We start from the raw sequence: 19,886 nt of genomic DNA, 5'->3' as shown, positions 1-19,886 counted from the left end.
CATGCTGCCCGGGTCCGGGCTCGACCTCACGCGACTCACGCCGGACGAGCGTGATCATCTGTCGCTCGCCGGGCTGGATGAGAAGCAACGTGCGGAGCTCAAAGCATCGGTCGAAAGCCGGCGCGCGCTCTCCAAGATCGGCGCTACACAGTCACGTCGAGCTCATGAGCTCCTGCCGCTCACCGACGTAGTGCACGTGGACAGCCGTCCCTGGTCTCGGGGGTGGCCATCAGCGCTCCTGTTCGGTGGCGCCCCACAGGTCGCCGAGGGTGTAGCCGTACGGGAAGGGGTCGGTGTCGTCCAGGACGTACTCGTTGAAACCGGTGATCCAGCCGCGCCCGCTGACAGTCGGCAACACCGCTCCGTGCGGGCCGACTTGGGTGGTGTCGAGCAGCGTGCCGGTGAAGGTCGTACCGATGATCGACTCGTGGACGAACGGCGTGTTCAGGGGGAGTTCGCCGCGGGCGTGCAGTGCGGCCATGCGGGCGCACGTGCCGGTGCCGCACGGGGATCGGTCGAGGGAGCCGGTCCAGGTGGCCGGGTCGGCGAGGTCGACCGGGCCGTTGGGCAGCACGACCGTGTTGCGGCCCGAGGCGCCGGGGGTCGGCGAGGGGCCGTGGATCATCGTCAGCGCGATCTCGTTGATGCCGGGGTTGAGGAGGTGGGCGACCGGGAACTGCTGCTGGGCCGCCGTGCGCAACACCGCCCCGGCCCGCGCGAGTTGCCTGGCAGACCCCGGCTCCACGACCAGCCCCAGATCGGCCGCCCTGGCCTGGACGAAGAACTGTCCGCCGAAGACGATGTCGACCGGGACCCGCCCGTACTCGGGCAGGTCCAGGACGTGGTCGACGGCTACGGCGAAGGCGGGCACGTTGGCGAAGGTCACCCGCGTGGCCTTGCCGCCCGACACCTCGGCGCGGACCCGGACCAGCCCGACCGCCGTGTCCACGGTGAGTTCCGTGACCGGCTCGCTCACCGGCACCGCACCCGTCTCCACCAGCGCGGTGACCGCGCAGATGAGGTTGGAGCCGGACATGGGACGGAAGCCGCCCTGTTCCAGGACCACCAGCCCGAAGTCGGCCGTCGGATCGACCGGCGGGAGGATCAGGGCGCCGCACAGGGCCGGGTAGCCGCGCGGCTCCCGGAGCAGGAGCCGGCGCAGGTCGTCGAGGTGCTTCTCGCAGTACTGCAGGCGTTCGGCCATGGTGGCGCCCTTGACGTGCAGATGGCTGCCGATCAGCACGCGGCCCGGCTCGCCCTCGGCGTGGACGTCGATCGCGTGGATGCGGCTGTGCGCGCCCATCAGGCGGCCACACTCTCCTCGGCCACGGGGACGCCCGCCGCGATCAGCAGCTGACGGAACTCCTCGCGGTACCGCGGAGCCAGCGGAAGCACCGGGCGGCGGGTCGGGCCGGCGCCGACGCCGACCAGGTCCAGGCCCGTCTTGATGCCGCAGGCGTAGTTGTGGGACTCCAGGAACTGGCAGATCGGGAAGATCTTCTTCCACAGTTCGCGCCCGGCGTGCAGGTCACCGCGTACGGCGAGGGCGGCGTACAGCTCGGCGCACAGCCGGGGGATCACCGTGGCGGTGCCCCACACGCCGGCCTTCGCCCCGCTGGCGAGCGCGGCGAAGGTGAGGGTGTCCCAGCCGTTGAGGGCCGTGATGTCCGCCGCGTGCTGCTGCTGGACGGCGGAGAGCCACGTGAAGTCGCCGCCGGTGTCCTTGTAGGAGGTGATCGCGGTCTGGCGAGCGAGCTGCTCGGGGGTGAGCTGCACGCCGGACGCGGAGGGGATGTTGTAGTACATGATCGGGATGTCGATCGCCTCGGACACCGCGCCGAAGTACGCGAGCAGCTCCTCGAAGGAGGGCGCGTCGTAGAAGGGCGGCACGATCATGACAGCGGCGGCTCCGGCCTTCTCGGCGTGCACGCTCAGTTCCACGGTGTCCGCCGTGCTGAGCGCGCCCGTTCCGGCGATGACGGGGACGCGTCCGTCGGCGGCCTCGACGTACAGCTCGCTGACGCGCTTGCGCTCGTCGAGGCTCAGCGTGGTGAACTCGCCGGTGCTGCCACCGGGCACGAGGCCGTGGATGCCGCCGCCGATGATGTGGTCGGCCTGCCGGCGGACGCCGTCGGTGTCGATGGTCGAGCCGTCGGCGGTCAGCGGGGTGACGACGGCGGCGAGGATGCCGGTGAACTGGGCGACGCTCATGAAGGGACTCCTGAGATCAGTTTGAGGGGAACGGGGCGGCAGCGGGAGATTGGTGGGCGTCAGCGTCGGCGTCGGCTGAAGCGGCGCGGTGAGACGGCCTCGGCGACGGACGGAAGGCGGCGCGTGGTGATCGCCTCGGTGATGATCTCGGCGGTGGCCGGGGCGAGGGTGAGGCCGAGCATGCCGTGGCCCGAGGCGACGTAGACGTTGGGGAGGGGGTAGAGGCGGCCGATGATCGGCAGTCCGTCCGGGGTCATCGGGCGCAGCCCGGCCCACGGGGCGGCCTCTCCCGATGGGTTGCCCCAGCCGGTGAGGGAGTCGGAGGCGGCCTTCTTGATGGCGGCGACGCGCCCGGGGTTGATGTTCTCCTCCAGGCCGCCGAACTCCATCGTGCCCGCCAGCCGCAGATAGCCGCCCAGCGGGGTCACCGCGACCCGGGCGTCCTCCAGCGTGAGGGGCGTGCGCAGCGGCACCGGCGAGGGCGAGTAGTCGACGCTGTATCCCTTGCCCGGCCGGATCGGCAACGGGACACCGAGCTGGGCGGCCATGCGGGCGGTCCACACACCGCCGGCCAGCAGCAGGGTGTCGCCGGTGTGCTCACCCTTGTCGGTCACGACACCGGTGACCGCGGCGCCCCGGCGCAGGAAGCGTCGTACGGGAGTGTGTTCGTGCATCTCGACGCCGAGTTCCGTACACCGTTTGAGCAGGCCCTGGGTGAGGGAGTCGGGCTCGACCTGGCGGTCGTCGGGGAAGAACAGGCCGTGTTTGACACGGCTGTTCAGCACCGGTTCCTTGGCCTGTACGGCGTCTCCGTGCAGGTGTTCGGCGACCATGCCGAAGCTCTCGAAGATGTCGAGGGAGGCGAGCTGCTCCTCGTAGCGCTCGCGGGTCTCGAAGGCGAGCAGGACGCCGGCCTTGTGCATCTCGAAGGCGACGCCCTCCCGGGTCCAGTCGTCGAGGAGGTCCATGGTCCCCTCGGCGAGACGCAGAGTGGTTTCCAGACCGGCGCGGTAGTCCCGTGTGGTGCAGTGCCGGGCCATGGTCAGCATGAACTTCACGAAGGACGGGTTCAGCGACGGCTTGACGTAGAGCGGGCTGTCCGGCTTCAGCATCCACTTCAGGGACTGCAGGATCACGCCGGGCGCGGGCACCGGGCCGCTCTCCGCCAGGGCGATCTTGGCCGCGTTGCCGTGCGAGGCGGCGGAGCCGGCACTCCGCGCGTCGAGAACGGTGACCTCGCAGCCGGCCTTGGCCAGCCGGTAGGCGGCGGCGAGACCGACGGCCCCGGCTCCCACAACGATGGTCCGCATGGCGTCGTGTACCTCCTGACAGGCGCTTTCAGGTGCCTCTCGGGTCGCTGAACCGCGCACGGTTGAAGAAATGTCCGGCCGCGCGGGCACCGGTCAGACCTCTGGCTCCCACGGCCGCCCCACCACGAAGCCGTGCTGGAACGGGTCCGTCGGATCGAGGACCAGCTGGTTGAAGGAAGTGATCCAGGCCCGCCCGGAGATGCTGGGCACGACGGCGTCGTACGGCCCGACCGTGGTCGTGGACTCGATGTGGGCGTCGAACCGGCTGCCGATGAGTGACTCGTGCCAAAAGAGCTGTCCCGGTTTCAGCACGCCGGAGGCGTGCAGGACGGCGAGACGGGCGGAGGTGCCCGCGCCGCAGGGGGAGCGGTCGATCCGGCCGGGGGAGACGACGGTGGCGTTCCGGGAGCGGAAGGTCATCCCGCCGTAGGCGATGTCCACGGTCACCCGGCCGAGACCCTCGACGTGCAGATCGGCGCAGTGGTGGTAGACGAACGCGGGCTGGTTGACCAGTGTCACCCGCCGCACCTTGCCGTCGGCGCACTCGCACTCGGCCCGGATCAGGCCGGCCGGGGACTCCAGCGTGAGGTGCGTGACCGGCTCGGTCATCGGGGGCATCCCGGTCTCCAGCAGCACCGTGGCCACGCACATGGTGTTGGAGCCGGACATCACCGGATACGTCGAAGAGGCTCTGGCCCGGGACCTGCCCGATGCGACCGACGACGACCTTGCCGGACTCGCCCTCGGCGTGCGCGTCGACCACGTTCAAGGCGCGACTGAACCTCATGGCCGGGCTTCCTTTCGAGATCGCAGATTGTCAAACAATCGGCGGCTTGATGGGGACGCTAGACGGGAGCGCCCGTCGCGGTCAATGCCTGGAGGTCGAAGATTCGGCTGACTCTGCTCCGACTCGGCGCCGTATCGGTACATCACGATTTCGGCTGTTGACGCGGCAAGGTCGCGTCCCTGGCCTTCCGGCATCTCGGTCGCTTGTCAGACGATCTTCGGCTGGTCCTCCGAGGGGACGCCCTGTCTCAAGCGGTATCGACCACGGCGGCGCTGCTGCGTCACCCGAGCCCGCTCATTCACCGCAAGGCCTAAAGCCCGCAGGTCCTGCGGGGGGCCTGAAACCCGCGGTGGCAGCGGCCGGGCGCGGGTCTCCATGCCCGGCTCCCTCTAGAATGCAGTCTGACAATCTGCGGAGGACTTATGAGCGAGCACGCTGCCCAGGCCGCCGGCCCCAGGCCGGTCAGCACCCAGACGCGCCGGGGCGCGGCGGTGGACGAGCTGCGCCGGGCGATCATGGCCGGTGAGCTCAAGGCCGGGCAGCCACTGCGCGAGGTCCACATCGCGTCGCAACTGGGCGTCAGCCGCCCCACCCTGCGCGAGGCCATCTACCAGCTCATCCACGAAGGGCTCCTCGAACAGCAGCCCTACCGCGGCGTGATCGTCACGGCTATCGACGAGAAGTTCATCACCGACACCGCCGCCGTCCGCGTCGCCCTGGAAACCCTCGCCGCGCGCGCCCTCGCCGACGACCCGGACGGGTCCCGCCGGGGGAGGCTGCGGAGTGTCTGGGAGGAGTACCGGGCGGCACACCGGGCGCAGGACTCCGGACGTCTTCACCAGGCCCATATCGCTCTGCACCGCACCATCTGGGACGCCTCCGACAACGCCATGCTGAAGCGGATCTGGCCCACTGTGGAGGCTCAGATCAACCTCGCCATCACGGTCGACGAGAGCACCCGCTCCGATCCCGACCGCGCCCTGCACGTCCACGAACGCCTCATCGAGGCCATCCTCGGCGGGGACCCCGACACCATCGCGGCCGAAGTCGAGCGCCACACCCGGGCGAGCGCCGACGAACTGCTGGAGATGATCGCCGAGCGCCAGCGCTCCGCGAGCGAGGAGTAGGGGGATGCCGCGACCGGCATCCCCAAAACGGTGCGTTCACCGGGGCTTGGTCAGAGGAAGCTGACCCCCTGAGCCAGGGCCAGTTCGCCGGAGTAGTTGATGGTGTTGGTGGCCGGGCGCATATAGGCCTTCCAGGCGTCCGAGCCGGACTCACGGCCGCCGCCGGTGTCCTTCTCACCGCCGAACGCGCCGCCGATCTCGGCTCCGGAGGTGCCGATGTTGACGTTGGCGATGCCGCAGTCGGAGCCGGCGGCGGACAGGAAGATCTCGGCTTCCTGCTGGTCGCGGGTGAAGATGCTGGAGGACAGGCCCTGGGGGACGTCGTTGTGCAGGGCGATGGCCTCCTCCAGGGTGTCGTAGGTGAGGACGTACAGGATGGGCGCGAAAGTCTCCTCCCGTACGACGCCGGACTGTTCGTCGACGCGGACCAGGACCGGCTCGACGTAGGCCGCCGAGGGCGCGGCCTCGGACAGCCGCCGGTTGCCGCCGGCCAGGACCTTGCCGCCCTCGGCCCGGACGCGGCTGACGGCGTCGGTCATGGCGTCGAGGGCGGTGGTGGACACCAGTGGGCCGACCAGTGTGGAGTCGTCGAACGGGTCACCGATGGGGAGCTTGCGGTACGCGGCGGTCAGCCGCTCGATGAGCGTGTCGGCGATGTCGCGGTGGACGATGAGCCGGCGCAGGGTGGTGCAGCGCTGGCCCGCCGTGCCGGCCGCGGCGAAGACGATGCCCTGGACGGCGAGGTCCAGATCGGCGGACGGGGCGACGATCGCGGCGTTGTTGCCGCCGAGTTCCAGCAGGCTGCGGCCGAAGCGTGCGGCGACCCGGGGGCCGACCTCGCGGCCCATGCGGGTCGAACCGGTGGCGCTGACCAGGGCGACGCGGGGATCGTCGACGAGTTTCTCGCCCACCGCCCGGTCGCCGAGCAGGAGCCGGTGCACGTCACGCGGAGCACCGACCTCGTCGGCGGCCCGGGCCAGCAGGTGGTCGCAGGCCAGGGAGATCAGCGGCGTGAGCTCGGAGGGCTTCCAGACCACGGTGTCGCCGCAGACCAGGGCGACGGCGGTGTTCCAGGACCATACGGCGGCCGGGAAGTTGAAGGCGGAGATGACGCCGACCACGCCGAGGGGGTGCCAGGTCTCGGCGAGGCGGTGGCCGGGGCGTTCGGAGGCGATCGTACGGCCGTACAGCTGACGGGACAGACCGACCGCGAACTCGCAGATGTCGATCATCTCCTGGATCTCGCCGAGCGCCTCGGAGCGGATCTTGCCCGCCTCGATGGTCACCAGGTCGGCCAGGTCGCCCTTGTGCTCGCGCAGCAACTCACCGAGGCGGCGCACGAGTTCACCGCGCCGCGGCGCGGGCGTGGTGCGCCAGGTGAGGAAGGCCTCGCGGGTGGCCGCGATCGCCGCTTCGGTGTCGGCGTCGGTGGCGGCGGTCACCCCGAAGAGGTTCTCGCCGGTGAGGGGCGTGCGGGCCTGGAGGTCGCCGCCTTCGGGGACGTCGACTCCGACGTGCTGCAGGGCGGTGCGGGCGCGGGCGCGCAGGTCGTCCGTGGTGGGCAGTGCGGTGCTGGTCATGGTGGTCCTTTGCGGGAGTGAGGGATCAGCCCGGGGTGTCGGTGAGGTCGAGTTCGCGGGCGACCTGGGCGAGGGAGCGGCCCTGCTGCCGTGCGTAGAGGGCGTAGGGGTCCAGTACGTCGCGGCCCATGGCGCCGGACAGCCAGGCCGCGTCGTAGGCGGTGCCTTCCTGGTCGTTGTCGCGGGTGCCCTCGCCGCTGAGGTTGGACTGGAAGATGCCGGCGGCGGAGCGGGGCAGGAAGTCCTCGTAGACGATGGGCTCGGCCTGTACCCAGCCCTGCCGTACCAGATCGCCGATACCGGTGGGCGGGTGGCTGCCGTCGCGGGGCCGGTCCGCCGCGAGGTGGTAGGTGAAGTAGGCCAGTCCTTCCGCGGCGAGTTCTTCTTCGGTGCCAGGCATGTGCAGCTCCCATACGGCACGCGCGATGTCGCCGCGGGCCTCGGCGGAATTCCGGGCCACCTCGTCGACGCGGCCGAGGAGGTCGTCGTAGAGGGCGCGGCCGTCGCGGGTGAGGGCGATACCGCGCGCTTCCACCTCGCCGAAGCGGACCCGCAGCGCACCGCTTTCGACGCTGCCGTCCGCGAGACGCATGGCGCGGGGTTCGGCCAGGGCGCGGAAGGAGGTCTGCCGCAGCAGGACGTCGGGGCCCTTCCAGGCCGGTGGGCCCTGGATGGTGTCGATCATCTCGATGCCGCGCTCGGTCATACGGCGGTACAGCTCGTCGATGTCCAGGACGCGCGGGGTGAGGTGGTTGATGTGGGTGCTGCGGACCCCGCCGATGTCCGCGGCGACGGCGGAGACCCGCTCCAGCTCCTGGTACCAGGCCCGGTCGACCGGCTCCGCCGACAGTTCGAAGGCCTGCACGGCGAGCCGCAGGAGACGTTCGGCCTCCTGCTGGGGCAGTTCCCGCTCGGTCGCAGCCCGGTCGGCCAGGGCGACCAGTTCCGGGGGGAAGAGCTCGCGGCCGGCGAGGAAGGTCTCCAGGCGTGCGCGCAGGTCAGGGGTGAAGAAGCGAGGGTCGGCCGGCGTGAGCATGGAGGTGAACACCCGGAAGGGGTTGCGGGCCAGTTCCTCGCCGTCGACCGGCCGGAAGGCGGTGGAGACGACGGGAACTGCACTGGCGGCGGCCTCCCGCAGGTCGTAGAAGCCGACCGGGTGCATGCCGAGAGCGGCGAAGACGCGGGCGACCTGTTCCAGCTCCCGTGGTGTGCCGACCCGGATGGCGCCGTGCCGCTCGGCGGTCACCCGGCTGATGGACCCCAGACGTTCGGCGTCGGCTCCCCGCGCGCGCAGGACGTCCTCGTTGACCTCGCGCGAGACGTCCACGAGCGTGGTGTAGGCGGGCACCTCCTGCCCGTACATCTGCGACAGCCGAGCCGCGAACGCGGCCCGCAGCTGCCACTGGCTGATCGTCGACATGGTTCGGCCTTTCGGTCGGGAGGTCGGGTTCAGACCACATGGGCCTCGGGGCGGATCTCGGCGCCGTGGCGGAACCGGTCGGCGCTGAGCGGGGAGACGTCCGTGAACGGCTCGCGCTCCAGGTACAGATCACGCAGTACTTCGCCGACCGCGGGCGCCTGCAGGAAGCCGTGCCCGGAGAACCCGGCGGCGTAGAGGAAGTTGGGCAACTCGGTGGACCGGCCGATCAGCGCGTTGTGGTCGGGCGTGACCTCGTAGAGGCCGGCCCATCCGCCGACCGTCTTCATGCCGGCCAGGGCCGGGGCGCGGCGACGGGCGACGGTGCGGAACAGCTCCAGCCACCGCGGGGTCCAGGTGGTGTCGAAGCCCTCCTGCTCGTCGGGGTCGGCCAGCCCGAACAGCAACCCGTCGTCGCTGTTGTGGAAATAGGCGGACGACGAGAAGTCGATGGTGAACGGTACGCGCGGCGCGGGCGGCGTGAGCGGCGCGGTGAACGCCAGCTGCCGCCTCACCGGCCGGATGGGCAGGAGGACGCCGACCATGTCGCCGATCAGGCCCGACCAGGCGCCCGCCGTGCAGATGACGGCGCCGCAGGCGATACGGCCGTGGCTCGTGTGAACACCGGTGACACGGTCCCCGGCCGTGTCGATACCCGTGACCGCGGTCTGGGTGACGATGGTGACGCCGGCCCGGGCCGCGGCCTGCGCGTAGCCCTCCACGACGAGGGCGGGGCGGGCGTGTCCGTCGGCGGGGGAGTAGGCGGCGGCCACCAGACCGTCGGTGCTGATGTAGGGGCACAGGCGCCGCGCGTCCTCGGGGTCGATCATGCGGTTGGCCACGCCCAGGCTGTTCTGGAGCTCGACTCCGGCTGCGAAGTCGCGCACCTGCTGTTCGTTGTCGAGCAGGAAGAGATAGCCGACGGTGTCGAGCTTGATGTCGGCGCCGGGCCGGTGGGGAAATTCCCGGTAGGCGCGCAGGCTGCGGCTGCCGAGTTCGATGTTGAGCGGGTCGGAGAACTGGGCGCGCACACCGCCGATCGGCTTGCCGGAGCTGCCGCAGCAGAGCTCACCGCGCTCGATGACGACGATGTTCCGCACGCCGGCCTCGGTGAGGTGGAACGCGGCGCTCGCACCCATCACGCCGCCGCCGATGATCACGACATCGGCGGCGGCCGGGATGGTGCGGAGGGCGGAGGAGGACAACAGGCCACTCCTTTCCAGGAGCCGCCCTTCTGAGGGGCGGAGGGGCTGTCATTGCGTGAAGTCAGTGCATTACAACGCCGAGCAGCTGTCTGTGCGTCATCGTGCAGCAACGCAATCGTTGACGTCTATCAACGGTTAGTGCTTCCGATCTTTTAGGATTCCTATATGGACTGGACGAGTGCGCAGTTGCGTTCGCTGGTGGAACTGACCAGGCGCGGCACCGTCACCGCGGTCGCGGAGGCCCTGGGGTACACCCCCGGAGGGGTGTCGCAGCAGATCGCCGCACTGGAGAAGGCCACCGGGATGCAGCTGCTGCGGCGGGTCGGCCGCCGCGTGGAACTCACCGATGCCGGGACGACGCTGGCTCGGCACGCCGAACGCATCCTCACCACCGAGGCCGAGGCCGTCGAAGCGCTGGAGCGCACCCGCAACGAGATCTCCGGGACGCTGCGGGTCGGGCTCTTCGCCACGGCTGCCGCCGAGATCCTGCCGCCCGCCCTGCGGCAGGTGCGCGAGAAGCATCCCGGCGTCACCGTGCGCAGCCGGGACATGGACGTGGACGAGGTGTACGACGCGGTCGCGGGCGGGACCGTGGATCTGGCGCTGGGCCTCGACTACCCGGACGTGCCCATCCCGCGCGATCCGTCGCTGCGTGTGCGGGAGTTGTCCCGTGAGCGCTTCTCGCTCGCGGTTCCGGTCGGCGCCCTGCCGGGGCCGCGGAGCATCTCCCTCGCGGACGCCCGGGGCCAGGGATGGATCATGCCGTCGATCCGTAGCTACTACGGCCGCGCTGTGCTCACCGCGTGCCGCCGGGCCGGCTTCGAGCCTCAGGTCCTGCACGAGGTGACGGACACCGCCGCCACCCTCGCCCTGGTCGAGGCCGGCGTCGGGGTCAGCGTGGTGACGGATCTGATGCTGCGACTGCGGCCGTCCCACCTCGATGTTCTCGATCTGCACGAGCCCATGGAGCGGCACATCGTGGTGGTGTTCCGTTCCTTCGCCGCGCAACGGCCGACGGTGGCCGCCTTCGTCGACATCCTGAGTGCCTCCGCGGGAGCGGGCTCCTCTCACTGAGATCAGCACCCCGTAGTCGTCTGACAATCTGCAACAGATTCTGTCGTATCCGTTGACCCGGACTCACCCGGGGCCGTAATTTCCCGCAAGATTGTCCGACAATCTGCGCGCCACGGATGGGTGCTGACGACCTCCGCTGCCCTGGCGTCGACAAGGCAATCGACTCGCACAAGGACAAAGGAGTCATCGTGAGAGACACACAGCCACCAGGGCCGGTCGAGGGCGCATACGAGGCCAGTGACGCGCACCTGAAGAAGCGGATCAGCCTCGTCGGGCTGATCGCCCTGGCCGTGAGCGTCCAGGTCGGGTCCGGCTGGCTCCTGGCGACGCTCGCCGCCGCCAGCCTCGCGGGGCCGGCCTCGATCATCACCTGGGTCCTCGGCGCGGTCTTCTTCGCGGTCATCGGCGTCACCTGGATGGAACTCGGCACGATGCTGCCGAGGTCGGGCGCCGGGGTCCGCTACCCGCGGCTCACCCACGGCGCCTTCCTCTCCTTCTTCAACGGCTGGGGCTATCTGATCGCCGCACTGGCGCTGCCGGTGATCGAAGTGCAGGCGGTCATCACCTACGTCGGCGGCCACTGGCCCGAACTGGGCTGGCTCACCGAGAGCGGCGGCACGATGGTGCTGTCGTGGCCGACGGGCATCCTCGTCGGGTTCGGCCTGCTGTTCGTGTTCTTCTTCCTCAACTCGATGGGCGCCAAGCTGCTCAGCGAGTCGAACAAGTGGGTCACGGTGTGGAAGCTCGTCATCCCGGTCGTGACCGCCGGACTGATGTTCACGGCCTTCTCGTCGGCCAACTTCACGATCGGCGGCGGCTTCGCGCCGCAGGGGTCCGGAGCGATCTTCGGCGCCCTGGCGGGTGGCGGCATCGTCTTCGCCTACTCGGGACTGCGACAGATCCTCGACTTCGGCGGTGAGGCGGTCAACCCGCAGCGCAACATCCCGATCGCGATGATCGTCGGCGGCCTGCTCATTCCACTCGTGATCTACGTCGTTCTGCAGGTCGGCTTCCTCGGTGCCGTCAACTGGAACGACGCACAGGTCGCCCCCGGCGACTGGACCGGCCTGATGACCAGTGACTGGGCGTCCTCCCCGCTGCTCAACGCCGTCACGGCAGCCGGCTTCGCCTGGTTCGCGACCGTTCTGCTGAGCGACGCGGCGCTGTCCCCGGCGGCGACCGGCTGGGTGTGGCTGGGGATCGGCGCTCGCTCGGTGTACTCGATGTCGGTCAACGGTGAGCTGCCCAAGGGCGCGCAGAAGATCAACAAGTACGGCACACCGATCGTCGGACTCCTGGTGTGCACGCTGCTCGGCTTCTTCTTTTTCTTCCCGGCACCGAGTTGGTACTCCTTCGTCTCGCAGGTGTCGGTCGCGCTCACGCTGTCCTACGTCATGGGGGGCCCGGTGATGATGGTCCTCCGGCGCACCGCGCCCGACATGCACCGCCCGGTCCGCGTCAAGTGGGCGTACTTCTGGGCGCTCGCGGGATTTGTCGCGAGCCTGATGCTCATCTACTTCGCTGGCTGGGTCTCCCTGATCAACCTGTTCACGATCGTGTTCCTCGCCCTGCCGGTCTACGGCGCGTACAACAGCGTGCAGAACGGGTGGAGCAAGGCCGTGGGCAGCTGGGTGGCGTCCGGGGTGTTCGGCGTCACCTGGATCTTCATCGCGGTCGGGGGTGGCTGGCTGTTCAACCGTGATCAGAAGCAGGCCGCCGACGGGTGGAGCTTCCCCGTGTACTTCACCGCCATGACCCTGGCCGTCGCCGCCTTCCTGGCCGGGCTCTACGCGGTGAGCACGGCCGAGGGCCGGCGGCATGTGCGCAGCGGCGTCTGGATCGTCGGCACCTTCCTCGCGATGCTGCTCGTCTCGTACCTCGGCGAGTACGGCCCGATGGAAAGCCCCTCGATCGATGCTCCGACCGACCTGATCGTGATGGCGCTCATCGCCGTCGGCAGTTTCGTCTGGGCGGTGCGGTCGGGCGGTCCGACGGAGGAACTCAGCCAGGTTCTGGCCCAGCAGCGGACGGAAGAACACGAGGCCGTCGCCACGTCGTGAACGGAGCAGCCCCGCTCAGCAGCACTCGGTGCCGGTGAGGCCGAGCGGCCGCGCGATCCCGCGGGGCCGCTCGACCGTCGTTCACCGGTCGGCCGTTCGATCCAAGGAGCCCATGATGAATCCCGCCCATCCGGTGGACGTCCGCTCGCTGGTGGAGTTCCTGCGGCTGTGCCCGCCGCTCGACACCCTCGACGCGGACCGCCTCGCCCGGGCGGCCGAGCGTGCCACGGTGGCGTCCTACGGCACGGGCGAAGTGATCCTCGACGCCTTCGCCCGGCCCGAGCGTGGCCTCCAAGTCGTGTGGCACGGCCGGGTCTCCGTCTGGACGAACCCCGACCGCATCCGGGAACTGCCCGCCTACCACCTCGGCCCGACCGAGATGTTCGGGTACGTGGCGACCCTGCTCGGCGAGGCCGTGGGCCCGCGCGTCGAGGCGTCCGGGGAGACCGTCGTGGTACGCCTGGACCCCGACCTGGTCGATCCGGTGTTCGCGACGCGTCACGGTGCCCAACTGCTCGCGCGGGAAGTCGACATGAGCCGTCGGATGATGGCGCACGGCTCCATCCCGAGCTACACCCTCGTCGACGACCTGATCGTGGCGCCGCCCCTGCTGGTCGAACCGACCATGACCATCGCGCAGGCGGCGGCGCGGATGGAGGAGACGGGGCTGTCCTATGTCGCAGTCCGGCAGGAGAACGGCGGCCACGGCATCCTCACCGATGCCGGGATCCGGCGGGCCGTGGCCTCGGCGTCGCCGGTCACCGCAGCGGTGAGTACCGCGATGCGGGCCGACGCACCGTCCATCCGGCTGGGCGCCTCCGCCGCCGAGGCCCTCATCACCGTGCTGGAGTCCGACGGCGACGTCGTTCTCGTCACCGATCGCGCCGACCAGCTCCACGGTGCCGTCGCCGCACGCGACTTCGTCGTCTCGTCGACCACCGCCGGAGCCTCCCTGCACGAGCAGATCCACCGGGCCGAGACGGTCGACGACCTCAAGGACCGCTACCGGTCGGTGCCGGGCATGCTGACCGGCCTCAGGGCCAAGGGACTGGCTCCGAGCCGAATCATCACCGTCCACTCGGCCATCATCGACTCCGCTGTACGCCGGACCATCGAGCTCGTCTCGGAGCAGTATCCGCATCTGCGGCCCGACGCGTTCACCTGGCTCTCGCTCGGCAGCAACGGGCGTCGGGAGGCCCTGCTGTCGTCGGACATCGACGCGGCGGCTTCGTTCGACAACGCCCTCGACGCCGCCGAGATCGCCGAGTACCGGCCCATGTTCCTGCAGATCGCCGAAGTGCTGGAGCAGGCCGGCCTCGCACACGACCGGCACGGGGTCAGCCCGGTCGACGCGAAGTTCGCGCGGACCCACGCGGACTGGGCCCGGGCGGGCCGGGACTGGATCACCGCCCCCGAAGCCGACGAAGCGGTCATCATGACCTGCCTGCTGGTCGACGGCCGCCCGATCCACGGCGATCGCGGACTGCCCGAAGTCGCCCGGGTCTTCGGGGACCTCCGGATGCATCCGCGCACGATGTCCATGCTGCTGGCGGCATCGATCGCGCAGAGCGGCCGGGCCACCCCGTGGCGCAGGAAGAAGATCGATCTGAAGGCGCAGTTCCTCGTCCCGATCGCCAACATCGCGCGCTGGGCCGCCCTCAGCGTGGGCTCGACAGCGCTGCCGACGGACCAACGCCTCCTGGCGGCCGGGGGATCCGCCATGCTCAGCGAGACCGACGCTGTCGCCCTCGCCGACGCCTTCGACGCCGTTCAGGGCATCAGGCTCGCATGGCAGATGGAGCAGACCACCGCCGGCCGGACCGCGACCGACGTCGTTCGTCTCGACCGACTCCCGCCGGTCGACCGCGCGATCCTCGCGGAGGCGACCCGCGTACTCGCCGACGGCCGGCGCCGCATGGGCAACATGGCACGGTTCGCCATGCCCGAGTACTGACGGCGCCGCCTACCCCTTCTGTTCGTCCTGGGCCGCGTGCACATACGGATCCCCGACCGGTGCCGCACCGCGCAGGGCGCGGATCGCCGTGCCGAGCAGCGGATTGCTGTTCTCCCCGCGGTGCAGGGCCAGCACGCGGCGGAAGGCCGAGCGCTGCGGAAGCCGGGTCGCCTCCACCGTGTCGCTGGGCGCATGACCGAGCCCCGGCACGACGGCCACGCCGAGACCGGCGGCCACCAACTCCCGTACGACGTCGTAGTTGTTGCTGCGGAAGGCGACCTCGGCCGCGAAACCGGCCGCCGCGCACAGCCGGGTGAGGGAAAGGGCACCGGCGGTTCTCTCCCCGCTGGTGATCCAGCGGGCCCGGGACAGCCCGGTCAGACGTGCGCTCAGGCCGCTGTCACGGGCCCTGAGCAGGACAAGATCCTCGCGCACGAGGTGGTGGCGGGTCATACCGTCGGGCCACTGCTGAGGGCTGAGCCCGTATTCGTAGACCAGCGCCACATCCAGATCGCCGTCGTTCACCGCGGCGAGGAGCTCCTCCGGCTCGCCCTCCTCCAGCTGGATCTCCGCCCGCGGGTGTGCCGCCGTCAGAGCCGACAGCGCGGGCGGTACGAGCCGGACACCGGCCGTGGGGAAGCTGCCCAGTCTCAGCCGGCCGGTGGCGCCGGTGGCGAGCTGGTGCACCTGGTGGCCGAGGTCGTTCATGGCGGCCAGCACCGGAACGCTGAGGTCGACCAGCCGGTGAGCCGCAGCGGTCGCCCGGATACCGTGCGCCTCCCGCTCGAACAGCACCAGCCCGGTCTCCTTCTCCAGGGCCGAGACCTGCTGGGAGATCGCGGAGGCGGTGTAGCCGAGCTCACGGGCCGCGAGGACGAACGAGCCCGTGCGCAGGACGGCCCTCAAGGTGAGCAGATGCTGGGGTTTGAGCATGCTGTTCCTCCTGTCGGACGCGGCCCCAGCGTAAGCATTGTTTGCTCTCACCGGTGATTTCTGTCGTTCTGCTGGGTCTTGTGGGAGAGGGGCGCGGGCACGGATCGTGAGGGCGACAAGGCCGGCGAGCGTGAGGGACCGAACCACGGTGGCGACGACAGCGCAGCGCCAGGGACGTCTCGACACGACCGCCGTGACCGAGGCACTCGCCCAGGACGACTGCGGCGAGGTGCACGGTGACGCCGGACGGCGGGCCCAGTACTCGGCCGACGCCTCCAACTACCGTCGGATCCCGCTGGCCGTGGTCTTCCCCCGCGAGCGCCGGCACGTCCTCAACACGCTCGCCGTGTGCCGTCGCCTGGGCGTGCCGATCACCTCGCGCGGCGCGGGCACCAGCACCTCGGGCCAGGCCGTCGGTTCCGGCGTGGTCATGGACTTCTCCCGCTACTTCAACCATCTGCTCGCGCTGGACCCCGACGCGCGCACGGCGACGGTGCAGCCCGGCATCGTCCTGGACGAACTGCAGAGGGCCGCCGGCGAACACGGCCTGCTCTTCGGCGCGGACCCCTCCACCCACAGCCGCTGCACCCTCGGCGGCATGATCGGCAACAACGCGTGCGGCTCGCACTCTCTCGCCTGGGGCCGCACCGCGGAGAACGTGCTGGAACTGGAAGTGGTCACCTACCGCGGCACCGTACTGCGGCTCGGCGAGATGACCCGGGCGGAGATCGACGAGGCCGTCGCCGCCGGCGGCGAACGCGGCGAACTCATCGCCGCCCTGCACCAGTTGACCGAGCGGAACCTGGCGACCCTGCGCACGAAGCTGGGCCGGTTCCCCCGGCAGGTCTCCGGCTACGCACTCGAACATCTCCTGCCGGAACGGCGCTTCAACCTGGCCCGGGCCATGGTGGGCAGCGAGGGGACCCTCGCCGTCATCCTCTCCGCCACCGTCCGGCTCGTGGCACCTCCGCCCGCCCGGGCCCTGGTCGTGCTCGGCTACCCCGACGCCATCGCCGCCGCCGACGCCGTCCCCGCCCTCCTCAAGCACCAACCGCTGGCACTGGAAGGGCTCGACCGGTCCCTGACCGACATCGTCACCCGGCCGGAGACCCGTCGCACGATCGACACCCTGCCCCGCACCCAGGCGTGGCTGTTCGCCGAACTCGGCGGGCAGGAGCACGAACTGCCCCGGCTGGCCGAGGAACTCGTGGCGGCAGCGGGGTGCGGCGGCCACGAGATCGTCACCGATCCCGTACGGGCCCGGCAGCTGTGGCGGATCCGGGAGGACGGGGCCGGTCTGGCGACCCGCACGCCCGATGGCTCCGAGGCATGGCCCGGTTGGGAGGACGCGGCCGTCCCGCCGGACCGACTCGGCTCCTACCTGAGGCAGTTCACCGACCTGCTCGCTCGCCACCGGCTTCAGGGCGCCGTATACGGCCACTTCGGCGCGGGCTGCCTCCATGTCCGCATCGACTTCGACTTCACCACCGAACACGGCACCGCCGTATTCCGCGCCTTCCTGACCGAAGCCGCCGAACTCGTCGCGGCCCACGATGGCTCCCTCTCCGGCGAGCACGGCGACGGACAGGCCCGTTCCGAGCTGCTGCCCCTGATGTACGGTCCCGACGTCATCGCCCTGTTCGAGCGGTTCAAGAGCGCCCGGGATCCCGACAACGGCCTGAACCCCGGGATGATCGTCGACCCGCTGGCCCTCGACGACAACCTGCGGATCAGCGCCCACCGGACCCCCCTTCCCCTTGTCACCGTCTTCCCCTTCCACGCCGACGACGGCGACTTCGCCAAGGCCACCCGCCGCTGCGTCGGCGTCGGCAAATGCCGTACGGCCACCCCGCGCGGCGGCGTCATGTGCCCCAGCTACCGCGTCACCCAGGACGAGAAGGACTCCACCCGCGGCCGCGCCCGGCTGCTGTACGAGATGACGCAGGGCGAGGTCGTCACCGACGGCTGGCGGTCGACCGAGGTGCGGGACGCGCTCGATCTGTGCCTGTCGTGCAAGGGGTGCAGCGCCGACTGCCCGGTCGGCGTGGACGTGGCGACGTACAAGTCGGAGTTCCTGCACCACCATTACAAGGGACGCCTCAGGCCCGCCTCCCACTACTCCATGGGCTGGCTGCCCCTGCTGTCCTGGCTCGCCACCCGTACGCCCCGGCTGGTCAACGCGCTCACGGCGTCCCGCCTCGCACCGATGATCAAGCGACTGGGAGGCATCGCCGCCGAACGCGACGTCCCCCGCTTCGCCGACGAAACCTTCCTGACCTGGTTCCGCGCGCGTACTGCGCAGGGCGACGGACACCGCGGCCCGGTCGTGCTGTGGGTGGACTCCTTCAACAACCACTTCACGCCCGACGTCCTCAAGGCCGGCGTGACGGTTCTGGAACATGCCGGATACCGGGTCCAGGTCCCGGACGGCACCCAGTGCTGCGGCCTCACCTGGATCACCACCGGACAGCTCGGCGTCGCCCGGCGTATCGCACGCCGCACCACCAGAACGCTCGCCTCGGCCACCCGCGCCGGCGTTCCGGTCGTAGGCCTGGAACCGAGCTGTACCGCCGCGTTGAAGACCGATCTGCCCGAACTCCTGGACGGCGACACCGACGCACGTGCCCTCGCCGCATCCACCCTCACCCTCGCCGAACTCCTCGTCCGCCACACGCCCGGCTGGCAACCACCGCGGATCGACGGGACCCGCTCCCTCAGCCAGACGCACTGCCACCAGCACGCCACGAGCGGCTTCACCGCCGACAGTTCGCTGCTGGCGGCCATGGGGGTCGACAACAGCGTGCTGGATTCCGGCTGCTGCGGCCTGGCGGGGAACTTCGGCTTTGAACGTGGTCACTACGACGTGTCCGTCGCGGCAGGCGAGGAGACTCTGCTGCCCGCCGTACGCGCCGCCACACCGGAGACGGTCGTCCTGGCCGACGGCTTCAGCTGCCGCACCCAGATCAGCCAGCGGACCGACCGCGGCGGCACCCACCTCGCCCAACTCATCGCCCGCGCTCTACCGGAGGAACACATCCGTGACTGACGCACTCTCGCTCGTCGACGACTGGGGTCCCGAGAAGATCGTCGTCGTCTCCCACCGGCGCACCGGCATGAAGGGCGTCCTGGTCATCGACAACACGGCCCGTGGCGTCGGCAAGGGCGGCACCCGGATGAGCCCCACGGTCTCCGTCGGCGAAGTGGCCCGGCTGGCCCGCGTCATGACCTGGAAGTGGGCCGGCGTCGACCTCTTCTACGGCGGAGCGAAGGCCGGCATCGTCGCGGACCCGGCCTCGCCCGACAAGGAGGCGATCCTGCGCGCCTTCGCCCGCGCGCTGTCCAACGAGGTGCCCCGCGAGTACGTCATGGGCCTCGACATGGGCCTGACCGAGAACGACGCGGCCATCGTCCAGGACGAACTCGGCGACCGTGGGGCGGCCGTCGGCACCCCGGAGCACCTCGGCGGAGTCGCCTACGACAAGCTCGGTGTCACCGGTTTCGGAGTCGCCGAGGCCGCCGACGCGGCCGCCCAGTACCTCCAACTGCCCCTGAACGGCGCCAGGGTCGCCATCCAGGGATGCGGAGCCGTCGGCCTCGCGGCCGCCTCGCGGTTCGCCGAACTCGGTGCCACCGTCGTCGCCGTGTCCACCGCGAGGGGGGCCCTCCACGACCCCGCCGGACTGGACGTGCATGGCCTGCAGGCGGCGAGGAAGGAGCACGGCGACGACTTCGTCACCCGCCACCACCAGGGCGCCGTCATCCCGCCTGGCCGGGAACTCACCGTCGACTGCGACATCCTCGTCCCGGCGGCGCTGCAGGACGTCATCGACGACACCACCGCACACCGGATCAAGGCCAAGCTGGTGGTGGAAGGCGCGAACCTGCCCACCTCGCCCCTGGCACAGTCCATCCTCGCGGAACGCGGAATCGCCGTGCTGCCCGACTTCGTCGCCAACGCCGGCGGCGTCGTCGCCGCCGCCTTCGCCATGGACGCCCGCTACTCCGGCTTCCGGCCCGAAACTCCCACCATCTTCGAGACGATCTCCAATCGGCTGCGCGCCAACGTCGTCACCGTTCTCGAAGAAGCCCAGCGCCGCGCCACCACTCCGCACATCGCGGGCCGCGGTTTGGCCGAGGAACGTGTTCGCGCCGCCATGCGCAGCAAGGGCCGGCTTCCTACCTGATCCGGCGGCGCTTCGAAGGTCGACTCCATGTCTCTGCCCGTTTG

The 19,886-nt window shown here is 70.4% G+C and carries 14 protein-coding genes; 6 read left to right on the top strand and 8 right to left on the bottom strand.

Annotation, left to right across the window (positions count from 1 at the left end; genetic code table 11):
• Positions 1-229 precede the first annotated feature (229 nt).
• The 4 genes from ACZ4UU_RS38020 to ACZ4UU_RS38005 all read right to left on the bottom strand — a co-directional run bounded on the left by ACZ4UU_RS38020 (position 230) and on the right by ACZ4UU_RS38005 (position 4,190).
• The gene (locus ACZ4UU_RS38020; protein ID WP_471907990.1) at positions 230-1,303 is read right to left on the bottom strand and encodes a proline racemase family protein; all 1,074 of its coding nucleotides are present in this window, start codon (positions 1,301-1,303) and stop codon (positions 230-232) included.
• Positions 1,303-2,211, bottom strand: coding sequence for a dihydrodipicolinate synthase family protein (locus ACZ4UU_RS38015; protein ID WP_471907989.1), 909 nt, complete (start codon positions 2,209-2,211; stop codon positions 1,303-1,305). Before ACZ4UU_RS38015 ends, ACZ4UU_RS38020 begins: the two co-directional genes overlap by 1 nt.
• Positions 2,212-2,270: 59 nt before the next feature.
• A complete protein-coding gene (locus ACZ4UU_RS38010; RefSeq protein WP_471907988.1) occupies positions 2,271-3,521 on the bottom strand; it encodes an NAD(P)/FAD-dependent oxidoreductase in 1,251 nt (416 codons plus the stop codon).
• Positions 3,522-3,614: 93 nt separating this feature from the next.
• The gene (locus ACZ4UU_RS38005; protein WP_471907987.1) at positions 3,615-4,190 is read right to left on the bottom strand and encodes a proline racemase family protein; all 576 of its coding nucleotides are present in this window, start codon (positions 4,188-4,190) and stop codon (positions 3,615-3,617) included.
• Positions 4,191-4,730: 540 nt separating this feature from the next.
• On the opposite strand from ACZ4UU_RS38005, the gene ACZ4UU_RS38000 reads away from it, so the two are divergent.
• Positions 4,731-5,435 carry a GntR family transcriptional regulator gene (locus ACZ4UU_RS38000; RefSeq protein ID WP_471907986.1) on the top strand — a complete coding sequence of 235 codons (705 nt, stop codon included), beginning with the start codon at positions 4,731-4,733 and terminating at the stop codon, positions 5,433-5,435.
• Positions 5,436-5,485: 50 nt separating this feature from the next.
• On the opposite strand, the gene amaB is transcribed toward ACZ4UU_RS38000, so the two are convergent.
• From amaB to ACZ4UU_RS37985, 3 genes are read right to left on the bottom strand one after another with little or no spacing between them, the layout of a single operon-like run.
• Positions 5,486-7,015, bottom strand: coding sequence for an L-piperidine-6-carboxylate dehydrogenase (gene amaB, locus ACZ4UU_RS37995; protein ID WP_471907985.1), 1,530 nt, complete (start codon positions 7,013-7,015; stop codon positions 5,486-5,488).
• 25 nt (positions 7,016-7,040) lie between these two features.
• Entirely contained in the window at positions 7,041-8,435 is a 1,395-nt protein-coding gene (gene hglS, locus ACZ4UU_RS37990; RefSeq protein WP_471907984.1) for a 2-oxoadipate dioxygenase/decarboxylase, read from the bottom strand.
• A 29-nt stretch (positions 8,436-8,464) separates the two neighbouring features.
• On the bottom strand, positions 8,465-9,637 hold the full coding sequence (locus tag ACZ4UU_RS37985; protein ID WP_471907983.1) for an NAD(P)/FAD-dependent oxidoreductase: 1,173 nt from the start codon (positions 9,635-9,637) through the stop codon (positions 8,465-8,467).
• A gap of 165 nt (positions 9,638-9,802) precedes the next feature.
• On the opposite strand from ACZ4UU_RS37985, the gene ACZ4UU_RS37980 reads away from it, so the two are divergent.
• The 3 genes from ACZ4UU_RS37980 to ACZ4UU_RS37970 all read left to right on the top strand — a co-directional run bounded on the left by ACZ4UU_RS37980 (position 9,803) and on the right by ACZ4UU_RS37970 (position 14,725).
• On the top strand, positions 9,803-10,711 hold the full coding sequence (locus ACZ4UU_RS37980; RefSeq protein ID WP_471907982.1) for a LysR family transcriptional regulator: 909 nt from the start codon (positions 9,803-9,805) through the stop codon (positions 10,709-10,711).
• Between the two features lie 188 nt (positions 10,712-10,899).
• On the top strand, positions 10,900-12,771 hold the full coding sequence (locus ACZ4UU_RS37975; protein ID WP_471907981.1) for an APC family permease: 1,872 nt from the start codon (positions 10,900-10,902) through the stop codon (positions 12,769-12,771).
• A gap of 112 nt (positions 12,772-12,883) precedes the next feature.
• Positions 12,884-14,725: a putative nucleotidyltransferase substrate binding domain-containing protein gene (locus ACZ4UU_RS37970; protein ID WP_471907980.1), complete on the top strand. Its 1,842-nt coding sequence runs from the start codon at positions 12,884-12,886 to the stop codon at positions 14,723-14,725.
• Positions 14,726-14,734: 9 nt separating this feature from the next.
• Here ACZ4UU_RS37970 and ACZ4UU_RS37965 read toward each other — a convergent pair whose 3' ends face one another.
• The gene (locus ACZ4UU_RS37965) at positions 14,735-15,658 is read right to left on the bottom strand and encodes a LysR family transcriptional regulator (protein ID WP_471907979.1); all 924 of its coding nucleotides are present in this window, start codon (positions 15,656-15,658) and stop codon (positions 14,735-14,737) included.
• A 148-nt stretch (positions 15,659-15,806) separates the two neighbouring features.
• On the opposite strand from ACZ4UU_RS37965, the gene ACZ4UU_RS37960 reads away from it, so the two are divergent.
• Together ACZ4UU_RS37960 and ACZ4UU_RS37955 are read left to right on the top strand one after the other, a co-directional pair.
• Positions 15,807-18,704, top strand: a complete 2,898-nt coding sequence (locus ACZ4UU_RS37960) for an FAD-binding and (Fe-S)-binding domain-containing protein (protein WP_471907978.1) — start codon at positions 15,807-15,809, stop codon at positions 18,702-18,704.
• A complete protein-coding gene (locus ACZ4UU_RS37955) occupies positions 18,697-19,842 on the top strand; it encodes a Glu/Leu/Phe/Val family dehydrogenase (RefSeq protein ID WP_471907977.1) in 1,146 nt (381 codons plus the stop codon). Before ACZ4UU_RS37960 ends, ACZ4UU_RS37955 begins: the two co-directional genes overlap by 8 nt.
• The last annotated feature ends 44 nt before the right edge of the window (positions 19,843-19,886 follow it).

It is taken from the genome of Streptomyces sp. NPDC028907, assembly GCF_055564995.1.
This window is presented reverse-complemented; position numbering and strand designations above follow the sequence as displayed.

Coding starts and splice junctions, on each gene's coding strand:
- ACZ4UU_RS37965 (WP_471907979.1), bottom strand. CDS start 15,658: ATGCTCAAACCCCAGCATCTGCTCACCTTGAGGGCCGTCCTGCGCACG.
- ACZ4UU_RS37980 (WP_471907982.1), top strand. CDS start 9,803: ATGGACTGGACGAGTGCGCAGTTGCGTTCGCTGGTGGAACTGACCAGG.
- ACZ4UU_RS38015 (WP_471907989.1), bottom strand. CDS start 2,211: ATGAGCGTCGCCCAGTTCACCGGCATCCTCGCCGCCGTCGTCACCCCG.
- ACZ4UU_RS38005 (WP_471907987.1), bottom strand. CDS start 4,190: ATGTCCGGCTCCAACACCATGTGCGTGGCCACGGTGCTGCTGGAGACC.
- ACZ4UU_RS38010 (WP_471907988.1), bottom strand. CDS start 3,521: ATGCGGACCATCGTTGTGGGAGCCGGGGCCGTCGGTCTCGCCGCCGCC.
- amaB (WP_471907985.1), bottom strand. CDS start 7,015: ATGACCAGCACCGCACTGCCCACCACGGACGACCTGCGCGCCCGCGCC.
- ACZ4UU_RS38000 (WP_471907986.1), top strand. CDS start 4,731: ATGAGCGAGCACGCTGCCCAGGCCGCCGGCCCCAGGCCGGTCAGCACC.
- hglS (WP_471907984.1), bottom strand. CDS start 8,435: ATGTCGACGATCAGCCAGTGGCAGCTGCGGGCCGCGTTCGCGGCTCGG.
- ACZ4UU_RS37970 (WP_471907980.1), top strand. CDS start 12,884: ATGATGAATCCCGCCCATCCGGTGGACGTCCGCTCGCTGGTGGAGTTC.
- ACZ4UU_RS38020 (WP_471907990.1), bottom strand. CDS start 1,303: ATGGGCGCGCACAGCCGCATCCACGCGATCGACGTCCACGCCGAGGGC.